Origin of the sequence: Paraburkholderia lycopersici, from assembly GCF_900096975.1 — a bacterium.
Classification (GTDB): Bacteria; Pseudomonadota; Gammaproteobacteria; order Burkholderiales; family Burkholderiaceae; genus Paraburkholderia; species Paraburkholderia lycopersici.
Genome location: NZ_FMYQ01000015.1, coordinates 97,774 through 118,422 on the forward strand (window position 1 = coordinate 97,774; position 20,649 = coordinate 118,422).

At 66.9% G+C, this 20,649-nt stretch carries 19 protein-coding genes and 1 pseudogene; 4 read left to right on the forward strand and 16 right to left on the reverse strand.

Translation table 11 applies throughout. From position 1 onward, the window contains the following. Window positions 1-7 precede the first annotated feature (7 nt). From BLU17_RS17475 to BLU17_RS17490, 4 genes are read right to left on the reverse strand one after another with little or no spacing between them, the layout of a single operon-like run. Window positions 8-661 carry an SRPBCC family protein gene (locus BLU17_RS17475; protein WP_091998777.1) on the reverse strand — a complete coding sequence of 218 codons (654 nt, stop codon included), beginning with the start codon at window positions 659-661 and terminating at the stop codon, window positions 8-10. A 30-nt stretch (window positions 662-691) separates the two neighbouring features. Next, window positions 692-3,106, reverse strand: a complete 2,415-nt coding sequence (locus tag BLU17_RS17480; protein ID WP_091998780.1) for an aerobic carbon-monoxide dehydrogenase large subunit — start codon at window positions 3,104-3,106, stop codon at window positions 692-694. 17 nt (window positions 3,107-3,123) lie between these two features. Beyond that, window positions 3,124-3,654: a (2Fe-2S)-binding protein gene (locus tag BLU17_RS17485; protein ID WP_091998783.1), complete on the reverse strand. Its 531-nt coding sequence runs from the start codon at window positions 3,652-3,654 to the stop codon at window positions 3,124-3,126. Window positions 3,655-3,671: 17 nt separating this feature from the next. Continuing rightward, complete coding sequence (locus BLU17_RS17490; RefSeq protein WP_091998786.1) at window positions 3,672-4,550, reverse strand: FAD binding domain-containing protein; 879 nt, start codon at window positions 4,548-4,550, stop codon at window positions 3,672-3,674. A 204-nt stretch (window positions 4,551-4,754) separates the two neighbouring features. On the opposite strand from BLU17_RS17490, the gene BLU17_RS17495 reads away from it, so the two are divergent. Beyond that, window positions 4,755-5,558, forward strand: coding sequence for a LytTR family DNA-binding domain-containing protein (locus BLU17_RS17495; RefSeq protein ID WP_091998788.1), 804 nt, complete (start codon window positions 4,755-4,757; stop codon window positions 5,556-5,558). 66 nt (window positions 5,559-5,624) lie between these two features. On the opposite strand, the gene BLU17_RS17500 is transcribed toward BLU17_RS17495, so the two are convergent. Next, window positions 5,625-6,080, reverse strand: coding sequence for a universal stress protein (locus BLU17_RS17500; RefSeq protein ID WP_091998791.1), 456 nt, complete (start codon window positions 6,078-6,080; stop codon window positions 5,625-5,627). Window positions 6,081-6,470: 390 nt separating this feature from the next. Then, entirely contained in the window at window positions 6,471-7,121 is a 651-nt protein-coding gene (locus BLU17_RS17510) for a BON domain-containing protein (RefSeq protein ID WP_091998797.1), read from the reverse strand. Window positions 7,122-7,429: 308 nt separating this feature from the next. Here BLU17_RS17510 and cls point away from each other — a divergent pair, with 308 nt between their 5' ends. Beyond that, window positions 7,430-8,701, forward strand: a complete 1,272-nt coding sequence (gene cls, locus BLU17_RS17515; RefSeq protein ID WP_091998799.1) for a cardiolipin synthase — start codon at window positions 7,430-7,432, stop codon at window positions 8,699-8,701. Window positions 8,702-8,728: 27 nt separating this feature from the next. Here the strand turns inward: cls and BLU17_RS17520 are convergent, their stop codons facing one another. From BLU17_RS17520 to BLU17_RS17530, 3 genes are all read right to left on the reverse strand, one after another. Next, a complete protein-coding gene (locus tag BLU17_RS17520; RefSeq protein ID WP_091998802.1) occupies window positions 8,729-9,346 on the reverse strand; it encodes a J domain-containing protein in 618 nt (205 codons plus the stop codon). Window positions 9,347-9,573: 227 nt separating this feature from the next. Further along, entirely contained in the window at window positions 9,574-10,104 is a 531-nt protein-coding gene (locus BLU17_RS17525; RefSeq protein WP_091998805.1) for a low affinity iron permease family protein, read from the reverse strand. Window positions 10,105-10,379: 275 nt separating this feature from the next. Beyond that, window positions 10,380-12,434, reverse strand: coding sequence for a hybrid sensor histidine kinase/response regulator (locus BLU17_RS17530; protein ID WP_176929124.1), 2,055 nt, complete (start codon window positions 12,432-12,434; stop codon window positions 10,380-10,382). A gap of 438 nt (window positions 12,435-12,872) precedes the next feature. Between BLU17_RS17530 and BLU17_RS17535 the strand changes: the two genes are divergently transcribed. After that, window positions 12,873-14,591, forward strand: coding sequence for a hybrid sensor histidine kinase/response regulator (locus tag BLU17_RS17535; RefSeq protein ID WP_176929125.1), 1,719 nt, complete (start codon window positions 12,873-12,875; stop codon window positions 14,589-14,591). Between the two features lie 378 nt (window positions 14,592-14,969). Here BLU17_RS17535 and BLU17_RS17540 read toward each other — a convergent pair whose 3' ends face one another. Next, a complete protein-coding gene (locus BLU17_RS17540; RefSeq protein WP_245746905.1) occupies window positions 14,970-15,506 on the reverse strand; it encodes a phosphoglycerate mutase family protein in 537 nt (178 codons plus the stop codon). A gap of 132 nt (window positions 15,507-15,638) precedes the next feature. Between BLU17_RS17540 and BLU17_RS33210 the strand changes: the two genes are divergently transcribed. After that, window positions 15,639-15,830, forward strand: a complete 192-nt coding sequence (locus BLU17_RS33210; protein ID WP_176929126.1) for a hypothetical protein — start codon at window positions 15,639-15,641, stop codon at window positions 15,828-15,830. 76 nt (window positions 15,831-15,906) lie between these two features. Here BLU17_RS33210 and BLU17_RS34560 read toward each other — a convergent pair. From BLU17_RS34560 to BLU17_RS17570, 6 genes and pseudogenes are all read right to left on the reverse strand, one after another. Next, a pseudogene (locus tag BLU17_RS34560) lies at window positions 15,907-16,095 on the reverse strand (CBS domain-containing protein); the annotation flags it as partial. Window positions 16,096-16,472: 377 nt separating this feature from the next. Continuing rightward, entirely contained in the window at window positions 16,473-16,715 is a 243-nt protein-coding gene (locus BLU17_RS17550; protein ID WP_091998816.1) for a hypothetical protein, read from the reverse strand. Between the two features lie 193 nt (window positions 16,716-16,908). After that, on the reverse strand, window positions 16,909-17,682 hold the full coding sequence (locus tag BLU17_RS17555; RefSeq protein ID WP_091998818.1) for an ABC transporter ATP-binding protein: 774 nt from the start codon (window positions 17,680-17,682) through the stop codon (window positions 16,909-16,911). After that, a complete protein-coding gene (locus BLU17_RS17560; RefSeq protein WP_245746906.1) occupies window positions 17,679-18,545 on the reverse strand; it encodes an ABC transporter permease in 867 nt (288 codons plus the stop codon). The genes BLU17_RS17555 and BLU17_RS17560 overlap by 4 nt, the downstream gene beginning before the upstream one ends. Window positions 18,546-18,556: 11 nt before the next feature. After that, window positions 18,557-19,609 carry an aliphatic sulfonate ABC transporter substrate-binding protein gene (locus tag BLU17_RS17565; protein ID WP_091998821.1) on the reverse strand — a complete coding sequence of 351 codons (1,053 nt, stop codon included), beginning with the start codon at window positions 19,607-19,609 and terminating at the stop codon, window positions 18,557-18,559. 195 nt (window positions 19,610-19,804) lie between these two features. Continuing rightward, a complete protein-coding gene (locus BLU17_RS17570) occupies window positions 19,805-20,632 on the reverse strand; it encodes a helix-turn-helix transcriptional regulator (protein WP_091998824.1) in 828 nt (275 codons plus the stop codon). Window positions 20,633-20,649 lie beyond the last annotated feature (17 nt).

The window sequence follows — 20,649 nt, forward strand, 5'->3', positions numbered from 1 at the left end:
GCCCGCCTCAGCGGCCTTGCGCCTTGCGCGTGAAGTGCCCGCGCAGCCAGTCGCGGACGATGGCCCATAGAAACGCAAGCCCGTTGAGTTCGGCGGGCTGCGCGGGGGCCGCACGCGCGACCGGTTCCGGCGGCGTCGCGCCGGGCATGGTTCCACCGTCGGCGCGGGAAGCGGGCGCGGCGGGGTCAGGCGCGGCTTGCGGTGCCGCCATGGCATCGAGCCGCGCCGCGAAGTTCGCGACGAACTGCTTGAGCAACTGCTCCGACACGGGCCCCATGAGCCGGCCGCCGAGCGCGGCGGCCTTGCCGCTCATCGTCACCTCGCTTTTGCCGGCCAGCGTGCTGGTTTCGCCGCTGGGCTGTACGCTGGCCGTGAGATCCATGGTCGCCGCCGAGCCGCCCGTCGAATCCGTGCCCTTGCCGAGCAGATGCAGGCTGTGCGCCGCGGCGTCGAGCGCGAGCACCTCGATGTCGCCCTTGAACGACATGGTCGCCGGGCCGAGCCGCACCGTGATCGTGCCTTTGTAGTGCGTGTCGTCGACGCGTTCGGTAATCTTCGCGCCCGGCATGCAGCCGGCCACGGCTTCGATGTCCTGCATGAGCGCCCACGCGCGGTCCGCGCCCGCGTCGAGTGGAAACGCTTTGTCGAGTACGATTTTCATTCTGGACTCCTCATCCTCCCGCGATTCGCGTCAGGCAGGCCGCGTGAGACCGAGCTCGCGGCATTGCTGCCAGACGCGGTACGTGTTGTGCGGCATGTTCATGTGCGTGACGCCGAGATGAGCGAACGCATCGACCACGGCCGACGTGAAGCACGGGATCGAGCCGACGTGCGGCGATTCGGCCACGCCCTTCGCGCCGATCGGGTGGTGCGGCGACGGCGTCACCGTGAAGTCGGTCTCCCAATGCGGCGTTTCCATGGCCGTCGGCACGAAGTAGTCGAGCAGCGTGGCGCCGAGCAGGTTGCCCGCCTCGTCGTAGGGCAGCTCCTGGCCGAGCGCGACCGCGAAGCCTTCGGTCAGGCCGCCGTGGATCTGCCCTTCGATAATCATCGGATTGATGCGCGTGCCGCAGTCGTCGAGCGCATAGAAGCGGCGCACGCGGATCTCGCCGGTATAGCGGTTGACGTCGAGCACGCACACGTAGGCGCCGAACGGAAACGTGAAATTGGGCGGATCGTAGTAGTCGACCGCCTCGAGGCCCATCTCGAGCCCTTCGGGAACGTTGTTGTAGGCGGCCCACGCCACCTCCTTCACGGTCTTGAACTGTTCGGGCGAGCCCTTCAGCACGAAGCGGTCGAGATCGAATTCGACGTCCTCGGGACTCGCTTCGAGCAGATGCGCGGCGATCCGGCGCGCCTTCTCGCGGATCTTGCGCGAGGCGCGCGCGACCGCGGCGCCCGCAACGGGCGTCGAGCGCGAGCCGTAGGTGCCGAGCCCGTAGGGCGCCGTGGCGGTGTCGCCCTCTTCCACCGCGATCTTCGAGGCCGGAATGCCTGCCTCCGACGCAATGATTTGCGCGTACGTGGTCTGGTGCCCCTGGCCCTGCGTGATCGTGCCCATGCGTGCGATGGCCGAGCCGTCGGGGTGCACGCGAATCTCGCACGAGTCGAACATCCCGACCCCGAGGATGTCGCACATCTTCGAGGGCCCCGCCCCGACGATCTCGGTGAAGTTCACGACGCCGATGCCCATCAGCCACTCGGCGTTCGGGTCGGCGCGGCGCCGCACCTGCTCGGCGCGCAGCGCGTCGTAGTCGACGGCGGCCAGCACCTTTTTGAGCGCCGTTTCGTAGTCGCCCGAATCGTATTCGAGGCCGAGCGGCGTCGTGTAGGGAAACTGGTCCCTGCTGATGAAATTGCGCAAGCGGATCTCGGCCTTGTCTATGCCGAGCTTCTGGGCGAGCACGTCCACCATGCGCTCGATCAGGTAGACCGCCTCGGTCACGCGAAACGAGCAGCGGTAGGCGACGCCGCCCGGAAACTTGTTCGTGTACACGCCGTCGACGGACACGAACGCATTGGGGATCGCATACGAGCCCGTGCAGACATGGAACATGCCGGCGGGCCACTTCGTGGGGTCGGCGCACGCGTCGAACGCGCCGTGATCGGCCACCACGTTTACGCGCAGCGCCTTGATGCGGCCGTCCTTGTCGGCGGCCAGTTCGCCGGTCATGTGATAGTCACGCGCGAACGCGGTGCTGGAGAGGTTTTCGCTGCGCGACTCGATCCACTTGACCGGACGGCCGAGCACGATGGAAGCCACGATCGACGTCACGTAGCCCGGATACACGCCGACCTTGTTGCCGAAGCCGCCGCCGATATCGGGCGAAATGATGCGGATGTTCGATTCCGGGATCGTCGACAGGAGCCCGACCACGGTGCGCACGACGTGAGGCGCCTGCGACGTGATGTAGACCGTGAGATCGCCGCGCACCTTGTCGAACGACGCCACGCAGCCGCAGGTTTCGAGCGGGCACGGGTGCACGCGCGGATACACGATGTCCTGCCTGACCGTGACTTCGGCGGCCTCGAACATGCGGTCCGTCTTGTCGCGATCGCCCATCGTCCACGTGAAAATATGGTTAGGATGCCTGCGCGTGCCGTGGGCACCCGTATCCTTGTCGCGAATGTCCTCGCGAATCACGGGCGCGTCGGGTTCGAGCGCCTTCATCGGATCGACGAGGGCCGGCAGTTCCTCGTATTCGACTTCGACGAGTTCGGCCGCATCGGCGGCGACATAGCGGTCGTCGGCCACGACGAACGCGACTTCCTGATTCTGGAAGCAGACTTTCTCGTCGGCGAGCACCGCCTGCACGTCGCCCGCGAGCGTCGGCATCCAGTGCAGCTTGAGCGGCTTGAGGTCGTCGGCGCTCAGCACGGCGTGCACGCCGGGATGCGCGAGCGCGCGCGACTTGTCGATGCTTTTGATGCGCGCGTGCGCGTACGGACTGCGCACCATCACGCCGAACAGCATGCCCGGCATCTTGATGTCGTCCACGTAGCTGCCCTTGCCCTGGATGAAGCGCGGGTCCTCGCGGCGCTTGCGCGAGCAGCCCATGCCTTCGAGCGCGGCGAGACGGTCCAGATTGGCGTCGAGATTGCCCATGACGTGTCTCCCGGCGCTCAGTGCGCGTGCGCCGCGCCCGCCTCGATGAGCGGATGCGAGGTTTCGGCCGCTTCGCCGCGCAGCTTGCGCGCCGCGTATTGCACGGCCTTCACGATGTTCTGATAGCCCGTGCAGCGGCACAGGTTCCCCGCCATCCAGTAGCGGATTTCCGCTTCGGTGGGGTCCGGGTTCTCCTGGAGCAGGCGGTACGCGCGCATCAGCATGCCCGGCGTGCAAAAGCCGCATTGCAGACCATGCTCCTGCATGAAGCCCTCCTGCAGCGCATGCAAGGTGCCGCCTTCGGCGAGCCCTTCGACCGTGCGGACCTCGGCACCCTGCGCCTGCACGGTCAGCAGCGTGCAGGACTTGACGGACATGCCGTTGAAATCGACCGTGCAGGCGCCGCAATGCGACGTCTCGCAGCCGATATGCGGCCCGGTGTGCTGGCACTTTTCGCGCAGCGTGTGAATCAGCAACTCGCGCGGTTCGACGACGACGTCGACCTCGCTGCCGTTGAGGCTGAACGACACCATGGTTTTGCTGGCCATTTCGCGTTCTCCGTGAGTCAAGGACGAGCCGGGTTTGCGGCCCGTTCGTATGCCGTGCCGAGCGCCCTGCGGGTCATCTCGCCCGCCATCGCGCGCTTGTAGTCGACGTCGCCGCGCAGATCCGCGACGGGATTGCAGGCCGCCATCGCGAGCCGCGCCGCTTCGTCGAGCGCGCGCGCGTCGAACGGCTTGCCGACGAGCGCGTGTTCGGCGTCGGTCGCGCGGATCACCGTGTCGCCGACATTCGTCAGAGCAATGCGCGCATGCTCGACATTGCCGCCGGCAAGACGCAACGTGACGGCGGCGGCGGCGGTCGCGAAGTCGCCGGTCTTGCGCTTGAGCTTCGCGTAGCAGTAACCGGTGCCCGGCGGCGGCATCGGAATGCGGATGCCGGTCAAGATCTCGTCAGGCTCGAGCAGCGTTGCATAGGTGCCGACGAAGAAGCCGTCCGCGGGCACCACGCGCTCGCCCGCCGCGCCTTGCAGCACGAACGAAGCGTCGAGCGCGACCATCAGCGCCGGATGGTCGTTGCCGGGATCGCCGTGCGAAAGATCGCCGCCCAGCGTGCCGCGGTAGCGCACCTGCGGGTCGGCGATCTGCCGCGCGCCTTCGACGATGAGAGGGCAGCGCGTTTGCAGCAGCGCGGACCAGATCAGCTCGTTCTCGGTCGTCATCGCGCCGATCCATATTGCGCCGTTTTCCTCGCGGATGCCCTTGAGTTCCGCGAGCCGGCCGAGATCGATCAGGTGTTCGGGCTGCGCGAAGCGCAGCTTCATCATCGGCAGCAGGCTGTGGCCGCCCGCGAGCAGCTTCGCCGTATCGCCGTGCGCGCCGAGCAGCGCGAACGCCTCGGACAAGGTTTGGGGAGCGTGGTATTCGAATGGGCGGGGAATCACACTAGTCTCCTTGTTGTCATCGTCCTGAAGTTCAGGATTTCACAATGCAACGCAGCAATTCAACGGGTTTTCCCGAACGGCGGCCTGGCTGCGTCGAGCGCCGGAAAACTTGCGTGAAAGAAGGAAAGGACATAAAACGGAGGCAGCGTCCCGCCGCAGCAGAAGCCGCGCACCAAGCCGCGGCCGCATCGGGGAGAACCCTGGATGAAACCGTTCGAGCACGCCATGCCGACCACCGACGCGCGCCGCGCCGAGACCTTCCAGCACCGGCTGGAGCAGTTCAATCCGGGCGTGGTGTGGCTGGACGCGCACGGGCGCGTCAGCGCGTTCAACGACGTCGCGCTGCAGATTCTCGGGCCCGCCGGCGAGCAGTCGCTCGGCGTCGCGCAGGAGAAACTGTTCGGCATCGACGTCGTGCAGTTGCACCCCGCGAAAAGCCGCGACAAGCTGCGCTTCCTGCTGCAGTCGCGCGACGCCGGCGGCTGCCCGGTGAAATCGCCGCCGCCGGTCGCGATGATGATCAACATCCCCGACCGGATTCTCATGCTCAAGGTGTCGCGCATGTCGGACATGAACGGCGCATGCGGCACCTGCATGATCTTTTACGACCTCACCGACCTCACGACCGAGCCCTCGTCCGAGCCGCTTGCGGGCGCGCCCGCGTCACCGCGGCGGCTCTTCAAGATTCCGGTGTACCGCAAGAACCGCGTGATTCTCATCGATCTGAAGGACGTCGTGCGCTTTCAGGGCGACGGCCACTACACGACGATCGTCACGAAGGACGACCGCTACCTGTCGAACCTGTCGCTCGCGGACCTCGAACTGCGCCTCGACAGCAACACGTTTTTGCGCGTGCATCGCAGCCACATCGTGAACCTGCCGTACGCGGTCGAACTCGTCAAAGCCGACGACAGCATGAACCTCGTCATGGACGACAGCGAACGCAGCGTCGTCCCGGTGAGCCGGTCACGGGCCGCGCAGTTGAAGGAGTGGCTCGGCGTGGCGTGAGGGCGGGCGCCCGGCGCGCCTCGCGAGCCACGTCGCCGGGCATGTCATGGCGTCAATGCACCGGCCCTAGCCGTGCACGACCAGAACCGGACACGACGACAGGCGAAGAAGGCCCTCGGCAACGCTGCCCAGCACCGCCCTGCTCACGCCATGCCTGCCGTGCGTGCCCATCACGATCAAATCGGCTTCCTGCATTTTCGCGCAGCGCTGCAGACATTCCGCGATCGAGTCGGATTTGCCGAGCGTCTCGCAGATTTCGACCGAGCCCAGGACCTCGTGGTCGGCCATCGCGCGCCGCACCTCTTCGAGCGCGAGGCGACCGTCCTCGTTCAGCACCTTGCCAAGCGCATCGGGATCGAAGTAGCCGGAGTATGGCGCGAGGCCCCATTTATGCACGACGTACACGGCATGCACGCACGCGTGCGCAAGCGCCGCGAGCGCGACGGCTTCCCGTATGGCGCGGCGCGCGGAGTCGCCGCCGTCGACTGCGAGGAGAATCTTTCTATAAACGGGCTTTGTCATCGGACGGCCTCCCTGGCGCACGTCGTGTCGTGTCATGTCGACGCATCCACCCTACGCAACCGGCTCCCGTTTGGACTGATCTCCATCAATTGAGCACGAATCGAAGGCGTGATGAGGCCCAGGCCCTTTTCGCGCCCCCAATCCGAAGGCCTCGCCAGCGCCTCGCTCGTGCCTGGGCGAACGCGGCGTTGCCGGTGAGCGCGTCGTCCATGGCGGCGTCGATCGCCGGATCGCCCGGCTGCATACACCAGCCGTCACGCGCGCTCACTTCTTCGCGCCGGAATCCGCGCTGCTGTAGCCGCCGCGAGGCCGACCGGACCGCCGCCCGCCGAAAATCTATCCATTTTTGGATCGGCGCGACCTGGCCGCCGGCCTTGGGCAATCGCTGCGTCACTCGACGGTCAGATCGTCCACCACGGCGCGCACGCCCGGTGCAGCCCACGCCGCGCCGCGCGCCACGGCGCGTTCGGCGAACGAGTGAACCTTGCCGGAGAGCCGGACCGTGCCCTCCGTCACCGTGACCTGAATATGGCGCGCTTCGCGGTCCGCATGCCGCCGCATGGCGTCGAGAATGTCCTGGCTGATCTGTTCCGGCGCGACGGTATGGCGGACTTCGATGCGATCCGTCACGTCCGCGACGCCGCGCAACTGCGTAATGGCGCGCACGGCGGTTTGGCTCTGCCACGGCCAGTCGACCGCGCCCCGTAGCACGACGTGGCCCCGCTCGACCTGCACCTGCACCGCGCCGTCGCTGAGCCCGGCCGTCCAGCGCAATACGGAACGCGCGATGTGCGCGATGTCCTCGTCGGTGCGCACGTCCTGCCCCGGCAGACGCACCTCCAGTTCGACCACCAGCGCGCGTACGCCCCCCACGCGGCGCGCCGCCTGTTCCGCGGCGACCTTCTCGCCGAGACTCGAAAGATGACCGGCGAGCGTCACCACACCGTCTTTCACTTCCACGCCTACGTTCGAAGCGGTCACGGCGGGCTCCCACTCCAGTTCCGCCTCCACGTCGTGCTTGAGCTGCAAATCGGTCTTCATCGTCGCCTCCGTCGAATCGGTCCGAAGCGGACCATCGAAACGAGCCTCGCACGGGCAGCGCTCCTTCGGCTGATCTGCGTCAATTACGCGGCGGCCGGCGCGTCGGTGAAACCCCTGGCGCGTTCCGCGCCTGGTGCGAAACGTGCTGCGGGAAGCGCTGAAACCGCCGCGCGAGGTGAACGGCTCCGAAACATCTCGCGCCCGGCGCGCGTGCGCGCGCCCGGGCGAATCGGCGCTTTGGAGCAAGCGGCGCCCTTGACATCGACACGGACCGTTTCCGTAGAACATTCGCAACGCGAGGATCACGCATGTCGACGATTGCCCTCATTGCCCTGACGGTCGCGGTGACGCTCGTCGTCGTGCTGGTGATCGCGAACCTGACGAGCGGCGAGAAAAAGATCGAGCACAAGATCGAACGGCTGTACGCAAGCGACAATCCGCAGTTCATCCGCTCGATGGGGCTGCTGCTCGGGCTTCCCGTCGTCGGGGGCAACCGCTTCGAGGTGCTCGTGAACGGCGACGAAATCTTTCCGTTGATGCTGGAAGGCATCCGCTCGGCGCAATGCACGATCACCTTCGAGACCTTCATTTACTGGTCCGGCGCGATCGGCGAGGAAGTCGCGCGTGCGCTGTCCGACAAGGCTCGTGCCGGTATCGCGGTGCACGTGCTGCTCGACTGGGTGGGCTCGTCGAAAATGGACCGGCGCTATCTGCAAATGCTGCGCGACGCGGGCGCGCAGGTCATCAAGTATCACAAGCCGCACTGGACCGGACTCGGCCGCATGAACGACCGCACGCACCGCAAGCTGCTCGTGATCGACGGGCGCATCGGCTTCACGGGCGGCGTGGGCATCGCCGACGAATGGGCCGGGCACGCGCAGGACGAGAAGCACTGGCGCGACACGCACTTTCGCGTCGAAGGCCCGGCGGTCGGACAGATGCAGGCCGTCTTCATGGACAACTGGGTCAAGTCGACGGGAAATGTGCTGCACGGGCCGGAATACTTTCCGCGGATCGACGCGGCGGGCGGCGGCCTTGCGCACATGTTCAGCAGTTCGCCCTCGGGCGGCAGCGACGACATGCAGCTGATGTACCTCATGGCGATCACCGCCGCGACGCACTCCATCGACTTGTCGAGCGCGTACTTCGTCCCCGACAAGCTGACGATCAACGCCATCGTCGAGGCGGCGAAGCGCGGCGTGAACGTGCGCATCGTCACGCCCGGCAAGCGCATCGACACCCACACGGTGCGCGAGGCGTCGCGCGCGTGCTGGGGCGACCTGCTCGCGGCGGGCATTCGGATGTACGAGTATCAGCCGACGATGTTCCACTGCAAGCTGATCGTCGTCGACGAGTATCTCGTGTCGGTCGGCTCGACGAACTTCGACAGCCGCTCGTTCAAGCTCAACGACGAAGCCAATCTCAACATTTATGACCGCGATTTCGCGCGCCGGCAGACCGCGATATTCGACGGCGACATCGCCCACGCGAAGCGCATCACGCTTGACGGATGGCGCCGCCGTCCGCTCGCCGAAAAACTGCTGGAACGCGCCGTCGCGGTGCTCGATTCGCAGCTTTGACGCTTGTGCCGCCGCGGCGGGCGCCGTTCAGGGGTGTAGCCCGAACATACCGTGCCAGATCGCACTGAAGAAGCTCGAGTGGGGGCGCTCGCCGGAGGGTGGCGGCTCGCCGTTGCGCGTGCTTTCCGGGGCCGATGGAGGCACCACGGCGTCCGCTTGCCCGGCATCGTTTGAAGCGGAGTCGCCCGGCCGCCGCGTGTGGGACTTGCGCGTCTGGCGCGACAAGTGCAACTCGACCGCGCCATCGGCGATGCGGCCGGCCAGTTGTAATTCGCAATCGCTGCCGAGCAGCACGCCGAATACGACATCCCGGTTATAGCCCTGCCCGGCGAAGCGCATTGCGACGGATACATGCCGCGCATACGCTTCCTGGCGCGCAGCCTCCCGCACACGCGCCGCTTCTTCCTGCTCACGCGCGAGCCGCCCCATCTCCTCGGCATAGACCGCATCGTAGACACGACGCTGCGCCGCGTCGGAGAGGATCGCGTAAGCCTCCTTGATTTCCTGAAACTGCGCATGCGCGGAGGCTTCGCGTCCCATATTGCGGTCGGGATGCGCTTTCATCGCGGCCCGGCGGTAGGCCCGCTTGATTTCCTCGTCGCTCGCGTCGTCGCGTACACCCAGCAAGTCGTACAACGTCGCCATGGCTCGCACAGATTGAAGTGGAATCGCGTCGATCGTAGCACGGGTGCCTGACAAAGCGCCGGCCGCCCCTGTTTCGTCGAAAGCGCGTGACCGCGCGGCTCACGCCCGGGAATCGGGCACGCTCGCTTCTTTTTGACTTCCGGCCTCGGGCCTCGAGCCCTGGCCGACTCGCCAGAAATAAGCCGGCGCCCGGAGGCATCCTCGGCAACCTTCCCTAACCCATTCCCTCACGCCCCGGCCTCCGGTGACTTTCCGCGCGCCGCTGTCGCTGAAGCTTCCACGGCCCGGCGCTCTGCCTCGCGGCCCATTTGCCCTGCCCTTTTGGCGAGTTTGAGGTAGGCGTCGGCGATCCTTCGCAGATCTTCCTCAGACGCGTCTTCAATGCCGATCAGCGTATTGCTGGCCGAGCGGTTTGCCGCGAGCAGTTCGTTCAGCTTCAGATGCAAAGCCACGCTGTCCTTGTTCTGGCTTTGCTGGATGAGGAACACCATGAGGAACGTCACGATGGTCGTTCCCGTGTTGATGACGAGCTGCCAGCCCTCCGAATAACGAAAGACGGGCCCCGCGACGATCCAGAGCACAACGCTCGCCAGCGCGGCGCCGAACGCGAAAGGCGAGCCGGCCCATCGCGTCACGACCGCGGCGAACGAGTCGAACGCGCGACTCAGCGGGTGCTGGCCGGCGTATGCCGGACTGCTCGAGTCCGGCACTGCGGCTAGCCGGTCGGCGGTGGAATGCCTGTTAGACTGTTTGCCCATGGCGGCTTCCCCGGAAACTCAACGTCGTCCGAAGGCGCAATTGGCGTTCCAGACTGCGCGTACGCAACAGTGCAAATCGCGTTGCCTCGGGTCGCCGCCTTTAGCACGCGGTTCGCCGCGGCCTGCTTCCACGACTGCGCTCATGGACTCGCGCCCGGGAACGTCACCCTTGCCCGCAAGCGACACCGGCAGCCGTTCCGCGCGAGACGATCGGCCAAATCGGCCAGGATTGCACACGCTCATGCGGCGTGGCCCATGCTGCGAGCAAGCCGGGATCAATGGAGGCCGCGAGGCATCCCGGTGTCGAGACCCGTGGCGTCGCCGTCCTGCTTTCCGGATCGCGCGATGAGGCGGAGGATTTCCTCGACAGACGCCGGTTTGACGAGATGGTGGTCGAAGCCCGCCGCGCGCGTCTGCTCGCGGTCCTCCGGCTGACCATAGCCCGTGAGAGCCACGAGGACAGGGCGATGGGCGATCGACTGAGCCAGCAGTCGCGCCGCCACCTCCAGCCCCGACATGTCGGGCAACCCGAGATCGAGGAACACCATTTCGGGCTGAAAGTCCCTGGCGAGCGCCAGGGCTTGCGCAGCCGTGCCGGCCACCCGCACGTCGTGACTGTCGAGTATCTGCGCGAGGGACGTCGCCGCATCGTGGTTGTCGTCGACGATCAGCAGGCGGCGCGGGCTCGGGACCGACGCCTCGCCGGGCGGCCAGCCCTCGCCCGGCCCGTCGGCGGGGGTATCGCACGCGGGCAGGCTGATCGTGAAGCAACTGCCCTTGTCCGGCCCCTCGCTGCAGGCCTCGATGGTCCCGCCGTGCATGGCGATCAGCGATCGCGCAACCGACAACCCGATGCCGAGCCCGCTCCTCGCGCCGCGGCCGGACTCGGGCGCCTGCTCGAACATCTCGAACAACGTCGGGATGGTGGCGGGGTCCATGCCGATGCCGTCGTCGGTTACCGCCACGCAAACCTGGCCATTCGCGCTTCGGACGTCGATCTGGATATGACCGCCCTCGCGGGTGTACTTGTTGGCGTTATCGAGAAGATTGGACAGCACCTGGGTGATGCGGGTCAGGTCGCCGCGCACGAACGCGGGCGGTTCCGGCATTCCCGTCACCTCCAGCCGGTGCCCGCGCTCCGCAGCCGCTGGGGCGTTCATCTCGATGGCTCTTTCGATCGCGGTGCGCACGTCGAAGATTTCCTTGCGCAGGCGAATCTTTCCCGTCGAGATACGCGAGAGATCGAGCAGGTCGTCGATGAGGTGGGCGAGATGATTCGCGTGCCGTTCGACCATGCCCTGAATCCACGCCAGCTGCTGCGCGGAAAGCTCCCGCCGGTGCAGCAGATGGGCCGCGTTCAGAATCGGTGCAAGCGGGTTGCGCAGTTCATGGGCGAGCGTGGCGAGAAACGCGTCCTTGCGGCGGTCTGCCTCGCGCAGCGCATCCTCCGCGCGCACGCGGCTCGTTACGTCCGCCATCGTCCCCACGAGGACGCGCCGCAGACCGGTGGCTTCGTCCATGAATCGCCCGGAAATTTCGACGATGCAGTGCGCGCCGGACTGCACCTTCCGGATGCCGACGACAACATGCACGTCGGCCGGCGACGTTCTCCCGGCGTCGAGCAGTGTCTGCAGACGCGCCATGTCTTCCGCGAGTATGGCCGTCGCGAAGAACGCCGTAGCGCTCAACGCACCTCTTTCGCGTGGCTGCCCCGTGATCTCGAACATCCGCTCGTTCTCCCACACCGCGGCGCCCGTCGACGGGTCCCATTCGAAGATGCCCAGACCCGCGGCTTCGGCGGCCATGCGCAGCCGTTCCTCGCTCCTGCGCTGGGAGGCCAGCGCATGGTCGCGATCGTTCAGCGCGTCGTTCACACGACGATCCTGCTGGGCCGAGAACTGCGCAACGGCGCCCCGAATGGCGTCGCCGAAAAACGCCTCGATACATTCGTAGATTTCGGTCTGCCCTTCGCGAGACGGTGCATCGACGAAATATTCGCGCACGCTGATCTTGATGCACCGCTGCAACAGATCGAGCTCGAGAAACAGTTCGTCGAGTGCGAAGCCCTGGCGCCAGCGCACGCTGGCGTGCGCGCGCGCGTCGTCCAGCGCCCGCTTCGAGACGATCTCCGGCGGGTCGCCTGCGAGCACGGAACAGAGTTCGGCAAAGAGCGACGGAAGCTGGTTGATCAAGCCGGCGGCCGCCTCGCGGTTGAACGGCCGGATGCGCATGTACTGGCTGACCGCGCGCAGCCAGCGGCGCGTCAACAGCGCACGGTGGCGCACCAGATGATCGACCACCTGAGCGCCAACACGGGTCCCCTCATTCACGATGGACTCCATTCGCAAAAGAACGCCGCACGTCGGCCAGCCTGCGGGAAGCGCGCGGGCGCGCATCGGAGGACGACCAGGTCTGCCGGCAGGAATATGGCCTCCCTTCCGCCTTCAGCACTCCATTCTTACGCAAAACGCCATTGGCGGCGTAACGCGGGGCCCGGTATGGCGTTTGCTGTGAGGCGGCTCCCCAATCGAAGCCCCGGCAGGCAGCGCACCCGGTAAAGAATGCATATGGCAGGACTTGACCGGCTCCGAAGGCCGGGCGCCGGGCCTGCTCCGTCGCATGGCCGGCAGCCCCTTCAGCGGACACGAAGCCCGAAAGCGCTTGCAAGCGGGAATGACACGCGCCCGGCAAAGCCGCCTAGAATGCCTGATCGCCACCTGGCGCCCCACAGCGGAGACACAATGACAACGCGAGACGCAGATCCGTTGATGACCCCGCCCCCGGGGACCAGCACCGATCCTGCAACGCTGATTGCGCTGCTCAACGAGGACCTCTCCGACAGCAGATCGCTGCACGAACTTTCCCTGCACCTGCTGGTGGAGCACCAGCCGTCGGCGCTGTACAGCCGCATCGTGGAAGCGGCCCGCCAACTGCTCCGGTCCGATTTCGCGAGCCTGCAGATGTTGTCCGGCCCGGACGGCGGCCCGCAGCGGCTCGATCTGATCGCGTATTGCGGCTTCACGCTGGCCGCAGCCGAGCACTGGCGCACCGTCTTCATCGACTCGGCGACGAGCTGCGGCGCCGCCTGGGCGAAGGGCGAACGGGTGATCGTCCCCGACGCGGAAGCCTGCCCGGCCTTCGCCGGCACCACCGACCTCGCCGTCTACCGCGAGACGGGCATCCGCGGCATGCAGACCACGCCCCTGCGCGGCCGCGACGGCAAGCTGATCGGCATGCTTTCCACGCACTGGGGCACGCCTTACACGCCGGGCGCGCGGCAGCTACAGCTATTCGACATCCTGGCGAACCAGGCGGCCAGTCTGATCGAGCGAACGAAAGACGAAGCGCTGCTGCGCGAGCGCGAAGCGAAGCTCGAACAGATCGACCGCATGAAGGACCATTTTCTCGCGACGCTCGCGCACGAGCTGCGCAATCCGCTCGCGCCCATCCGCAACGGTCTGCAGATCCTGCGTGCCAGCCCAGCCCCGCGCGACGGCAAACGCGTGCTCGACATGCTCGATCGCCAGCTCGGTCATCTGGTGCGGCTCGTCGATGACCTGATGGAAGTGGCGCGCATCAACAACGGCGCCGTCCCGCTGCGCCGGCAGCGCATCGACATCAACGCCGTGCTGGAGACCGCGCTCGAACTGAGCCGCCCGGCGATCGACAACGCCCGCCATACGCTTGCGGTGAGCAAGGCGCCCGCGCCGCTGCATCTGGACGGCGACGACGTGCGGCTCGCCCAGGTCTTTGCCAATCTGCTCAACAATGCGGCGAAATATACGCCCGCGGGCGGCCGCATCGACATTGCCGTCGAACGCGCGCGGGACCGCGCGGTCGTTTCGGTGACCGACAACGGTGTGGGCTTCACGCCCGAAGAAGCGTCGCTGCTCTTCACGCTTTTCGGCCGCCTGCAGCCCGAACGGCACACGGATGGGCTGGGCGTCGGGCTCGCGCTGTCGAAGAAGCTCGTCGAACTGCATGGCGGCACGATCTCGGCCACCAGCGAGGGCAGGAACCTCGGAAGCCGCTTCGTCGTTTCGCTGCCTGTCGGCGACGCGCTCGAACAGGTCGAGCCCCATGGCGTGGCGGGCGCCGTCGCCGGACTGGAAGGCACGCGCGTGCTGATCGTCGACGACAACCGCGACGCCGCCGACAGCCTCGGCGAGCTGCTCGGCGTGCTCGGTTGCGAATGCGCCGTCTTCTATGACGGCGGACAAGCGCTCGATTCGCTGGAGCAGTGCGCGCCCGCGGTCGCCTTCGTCGACCTCGACATGCCGGGCATCGACGGCTGCCAGTTCGCGCAGCAGGTCCGCGCGCACGCCCGCTTGCGCGACCTGCATCTGGTGGCGCTGACCGGCTGGGCACAGGCCGGCGATGCGCTTCGCACCGCGCAAGCCGGCTTCGACCGGCACCTCGTCAAGCCCGTGAGTGTCGATCAACTCACCGCCGCATTGACGGCTGCGCGCGCGCACCGAAGCCGCTGAAGCGGCGCGGGTTTGCCGCTGGCAGCGGTTTCCGCCGCGCGCGCGGCCCTTGCATGCGCGGCACCGGCACAGCCCTTGCGCCTGAACACGGACCCCGGCGATTTCTGGAGACACCGTGAAAAGGCTCAACTTCCTCGCGGCCGTCGCGACCCTCTGCGCGTCGGTCGGCTGCCCGGTCGCACACGCACAAGGCACTGGCGCGTCGCCCTACGGCACCGGTCTCGGGCGCCAGGCCACTGCGCCCGGCTCCGGCAGCGATCAGCAGAAGCAGGGCGGATCGCGCGGCCGCGCCAAGGCGCTTCGGCGGCGAAAGAGGCGTCCGCGCCGCGCGCCAGCCCAGCCGAGGACACGGGCGCCCATAGACGCAAGACGCGCTCGTCAGACGATGGGCAGCGCGCTGTCGCCCGCGAGCAACTGTTGCGGCTGTTGCACGAACGACCAGCCGCGTGCAGCGCGATCGAACACCCACATCATGTCGAAGCGATCGTCGGGCCACGCCGAAGGAACGACGGGCGCGTCGGGAAGATGTGCGATCAGCGAAGGCAGGACCTTGTGCTCCCACGCAATGAGAACGACGCCGTTTTGCGCGAGGACATCGGCCATCAGCGCCGCGCCCTCGTCTTTCGCGTAAGCGGTCTCGTACCTTATGTGAGCGCTTTCGCGCAACAAGGCGACGAGCGGCTCGACCGTCTGCATCGAACGCTTGCTCGGGCTTGCCTGCCGAACGCCCGTTGCGAATACCGTCGAGGGCCGCAGCCGCCTGCTACGCGGGTGCCCGCCCGCCGACAACAACCGCGCGAGCGCACCGGCGCGCTGCCAGCCTCGCACGGCCAGGCTTTCTTCGTCGAGCCGGCCATCGGCGTCCACGCTGGCGCCAAGCGTTGCGCCGGGCTTCTCCCGCATGCCGGATGACAAGAATGCGATGCGGTCCCATCGCGGTCCTCCCTGAATCGATTGCGCTTCATGCACGCCGGGCGTTCAGTGCGTGCCTTCAGGCACGGCGACTGCGCAGATTCGTGCGAACCTGAATATTGGAGAGATCGAATCATGCAATCTCACAAGCAGGCATCCGGCGAGAACCCGACCCCGCTCAACCCTGGCGACCAAGGGCCGCCGGACGCACCGGGCGTGGGCGAGGACCTGTGCAGTGCGTGCCACGGTACGGGCCTCGTCGAAGGCCAGCGCTGCGCGGTATGCGGCGGCACAGGCAAGGTGCTGCAGGGGATCGGCGGGGGCTAGCGGTCCGGCTTCGAAGGCGACGACACCCCACGGGCACGCGGCGAATCCGGTTGCCCGCCATTTTCCGCGTCACAGCGGCGAGGTCGTCGTCTTCGTAGCACCATTGCACGTGCCGCGTGGCCACTTCCCGTACGGGCGCAACGGGTTCGACGCCCGACGCGACGGCACGCACCGCGATATCGCCGTCCGTCACCGTGCCCACCGGCTTTTCCCCATCGCAGACGGGCAGCGAGCCGACCTTGACCTTGAGATCGGCCATCATCATTGCCGCCCGGCGAATCGTATCGTGCGCCCTATCGAAATGGCGTCACGCGTCATCGCTTGCGGTACCGTTGTCGTCGCAATCTCCTTGAATGCCTGGTCGTAGCGATTCACGCGCCGGAATCGCCGCTGCCCGTGGGTTCGTCCATATCGTCCGAGGCGGCATGCGGGACGTCTCGCCGCGCCTGCTCCCGTTCGTTGCCGCCCTCTTAGACGGGACGCTCGATCCGTGTCGCGCCGCCCGAGGCCGGTGCGTCGCTGGCCGGAAACGATTCCTCGACCGCTTCGTCATACTAGGCTTCCTCGCGTTCCTCCGCCGTGCTTCGCTTTTTTCGTTCCATCGTTCGCTTTCCTGAATTCAATGCCCATTCCACTCCGGCTTCAAGGTTCCTCGTCCACGGCGCCAGGCGGCGGCCCGATGGTGATGCCCGCGCCCGAACGATGCAACGCGGCGGGCGCGGAAACGGGTGCCGTCGTTCGCGGCGGATAGTTCGCTACGCACTCGCTCGCGCGGCCTTCGCGCGCGCATTGTTCAAAGCGGTCTGCCTGCTCGCCGGAGTCGAATGCATAGAGCTTGTCGTCCACGCGGACTTCGGTTTGCGAGCGGCGCTCGATCGTTTCCATGATGGCCCTCCCTCGATTGCGCTACCCGCTGACGCGCAACGCGCGCGCCCGGACTTCGCGGGCGTTTCGCGCCACGAGCGGGCACGGCCGTTGCGTGCGCGCACGCCTGGTAGCCATATGCGGGATCGGCGGAAAGCGAAAACGGCGCCTGCGACGCGCCGAACGCGTCCTTGAAGCGCGCCTCCGCGGCGCACTATCGCGCCGAGGCCTCCAGCGTATCGAGCAAGACCCGGCGCCATGCTGATCCGGGCGTGTCCTCGCGCCGGCGCGGCCGTGCCGTATCCACTTCGAAAATGCGGCTCGCGGGCCTTGAACGCGAGCCGCCGGCGGTTTCGAGCAGCACGATCCGGTCTGCCAGATGAAGCGCCTCGTCGATATCGTGCGTGACGACGAGCGCCCCCATCCCGTGCGCCTGCACGATCGTCAGCAGCAGGTCCTGCAGGCGCATGCGCGTCATCGCATCGACGGCGCTGAACGGCTCGTCGAGCAGGAGCAGTTGCGGCTGCGTGAACAACCCGCGTGCAATGGCCACGCGCTGCGCCATGCCGCCCGACAGGTGCTTGGGCCAGCGTGCGCCGTCCTCGGCCCGCAAGCCGACCTCGTCGAGCAACGAACGCGCGCGCACGAGCGCCTCGCCGCGCGCGCGTTCCGGGAAGCACACGTTTTCGTCCACGCGCAGCCACGGCAACAGACGCGGCTCCTGGAACACCACGCCCGCGAGCGGCGACGGCCCGTGCTGCACCTCGCCGTTGAATGCGACGCTGCCTGTGTAGTCCCGGTCCAGCCCGGCCACGATGCGCAGCAGCGTGCTTTTCCCGCAGCCGCTCGCGCCAAGCAGCGCGACGATTTCGCCGGGTGCGAGCGAGAGCCGCAGGTTGCCCAGAACCGCGCGCTCGCCATAGCGCTTCTCGCGAATGTCGATGTCGACAAACGGCGCCGCCACGCTGGACGATGAGCCGGCAATCATGCGCGCGCTCCCTCGTTCGTCGTATCGCGCCACGCAAGCACGTGCGCCTCGACCGTTTTCATCGCGCTGTCGGTCAGTTTCCCGAGCAAACCCAGCAAAATGATCGCGCCGAACACGATATCGGGGCGGCCCGTCTCGCGCCCGTCGCTTAGCAGATAGCCAAGCCCGCGGGTCGCGGCGATGAGTTCGGCCGCGACGACGAACATCCACGAAACAGCGAGCCCCGTGCGCAGGCCCGTGAAGATGTGCGGCAGCGCCGCCGGCAGCAGGATGCGCACGAACAGCCGCCAAGACGACAGTCGATACACCGCACCGAGTTCCACGAGCTTTCGATCGACATTTCGGATTCCTGATATCACGCTCAGGTGCACGGGAAAGAACGCGCCGATCGCGACGAGCGTGATTTTCGGCGCCTCGTCGATGCCCATCCACAGCAGCAGCACGGGCACCCATGCCAGAGAGGGAATTGCGCGCAGCGCCTGGAAGCTCGGATCGAGCAGCGCGTCGAGACGACGGCTCAGACCCATTGCCGCGCCGACGGCCACCGCAAGCAGCGCGCCGCAGCCGAATCCTGCCGCCACGCGCAGCGTGCTTTGCGCTATGTGCTGCAGCAGGTGTTCGCCGCCCAGTTGCCAGAGCGCTCGTGCGATCTCCGATGGTGCGGGCACGAGATTGTCCGGCAGCACATCGCCTCGTACGAGCGCCTCCACGGCGATGAGGAAGAGCGCCGGCAGCAGCACGCCGGCAATGCGCCAGCCGTGCGGCGCGCGCTCGGCCGGCTCCCCCCTTTCCGGCAGGGGCGCGCTGGCGGTATGCATGCCGGGCCCATCCACGGGGCGCGCGATCGCTTCTTCGGCTGCCATGCGCGACCCGCTTATTGACGCGCCGACGCGAGCGCCTGCGATGGCCGCACGTCGACCAGCGATTCGATCACCTGGTTCAGATCGGTGCCCGGCTTGACCAGTTGCTCCTCGATCAGGATCGGCGCGGCGGCTTCGAGCGCCTTGATTTGCGCCGCGCCCGGCTGCGGGTGGCTGAAATCGTTGCGGCTCAGTTGCAGCTTCGCGACCGCGAGGGACACCCTGGAGTCTTCGGCGACGATCTGCGCCGCCTCGTCGGGATGCGCGGCGATCCATTCTCGCGCCCGCTCGTAGACCGTGAGCACGCGCGTGACGGTGTCGGGATATTGCTTCAGAAACGCTTCGCGTACGTTCAGGAATCCCCACGTATTGAAGTCGACGTTGCGGTACAGCAGCCGCGCGCCGTTGTCGATCTGCGCGGCGGCCATGTGCGGGTCGAGCCCGGCCCACGCGTCGACCTGGCCGTTGACGAGCGCGGTGCGGCCATCCGGATGCTGAAGGTTGACGATCTCCACGTCGTCGCGCGCGAGGCCTGCCGTGTGCAGCGCGCGCAGCGTGAAGAGATACGGATCGGTGCCCTTCGTGGCGGCGATCTTCTTGCCCTTGAGGTCGGCGAGCGTCTTGATCGGCGAATCCTTGCGCACGACGAGCGCCGTCCATTCCGGACGCGAAAAGATGTACACCGTCCTGATCGGATTGCCGTTCGCCCTGGCGAGCACGGCCGCGAGGCCGGCGCTCGAGCCGATATCGATCGCGCCGCTGTTCAGATACTCGAGCGCACGATTGCTGCCGAGGCTGAGCACCCAGCGCACTTGCGTATGATCCGGCGCGAACGCCTGTTCGAGCCAGCCGTTGCGCTTGATGACGAGGCTTTCCGGCGAGTAATACGCGTAGTCGATCTTGAGTTCCGCGGGCGCGGCGGCAAGCGCCGGCATGGCAGGCGCCACGAACAACGCCAGCGCGGCCAGCTTCCACCATGCGCGCAACGGCTGGCCGATCCGGAAGATCTGGCTGAAGCGCCGCCAGAACGGTGTATGCGTTCGCGTCTTCGTCGATTGGTTCGGCATGTGCTTTCCTGGCATGTGCTTTCCTTATTGGTGGCGCGTATCTGGCATGGAGCATGGAAAACCGCGTGTGCGCCACGCGGCATGCTCTTCGGACCAGCCAGCTTAAGAAGCACGGCAGGGAAACGGAACCAAGAATCGGTGAGATCGAAAGAAGCGCAATGCATATCCGTGCGGCAAGCTCGAATTGCAGCGGGGTCAGGACTGCTCGATCAGCGACCGGATGCGCCCGGCTTGCCCGGCGTCGGTCGGGTTGTAGACGATCATGTGCAGATCGGGCCGGCCATCGACGGAAAACACCGATTGCTCCAGCGCTATCAACCCCAGCGTGGGATGGTGCAGGCGCTTGACGCTCTCGCCTTCCGCATGCGTATGCACTTCGTTTTCGCGCCACAAGGCGTCGAACTCGGGGCTGAGGCTGCACAGCTCGCCGACGAGTTCGCCCACGGCGGAAACGAGGCCCGCACGCGCGACGTCGGCGCGGAACGCGCCCACCATGAAGCGGGCCACGCTGTCCCAGTCGTGCTGCTTGGCGCGCACGTCGGGATTGCAGAACAGGAAGCGCAGAATGTTGCGCTGGCCAGCGGGCAGCTTGCCGTAATCGGTCAACACGATGGCGGCGGCGCGGTTCCAGGCCACGACGTCCCACGTGGCGGTCTTGACGATGGCCGGGCTATAGCTCAGCGAGTCGAGTAGGCGCTGCAACCGTGGATTGACCCCGTCCACGGGCTTGTAGCGTACTTCGGGCGGCCGCCCCAGGCCGAGCATGAAGAGGTGCTCGCGTTCGGAATCGGTGAGCATCAACGCACTGCAAATGCGCTCCAGAACCTCCGGCGAGGGTGCGCCGCCGCGCCCCTGTTCGAGCCAGGTGTACCAGGTCGGGCTGATGTTCGCGCGTTGCGCGACCTCTTCGCGACGCAGCCCCGGCGTGCGTCTGCGTCCGGTGAAGCCGAAGCTGGCCGGGTCGAGGCGCGTGCGGCAACGCCTCAGGAAATCGCCGAGCGGGCCGGCCGACTGGATCGGCATGGAAATCCTGTTAGTCA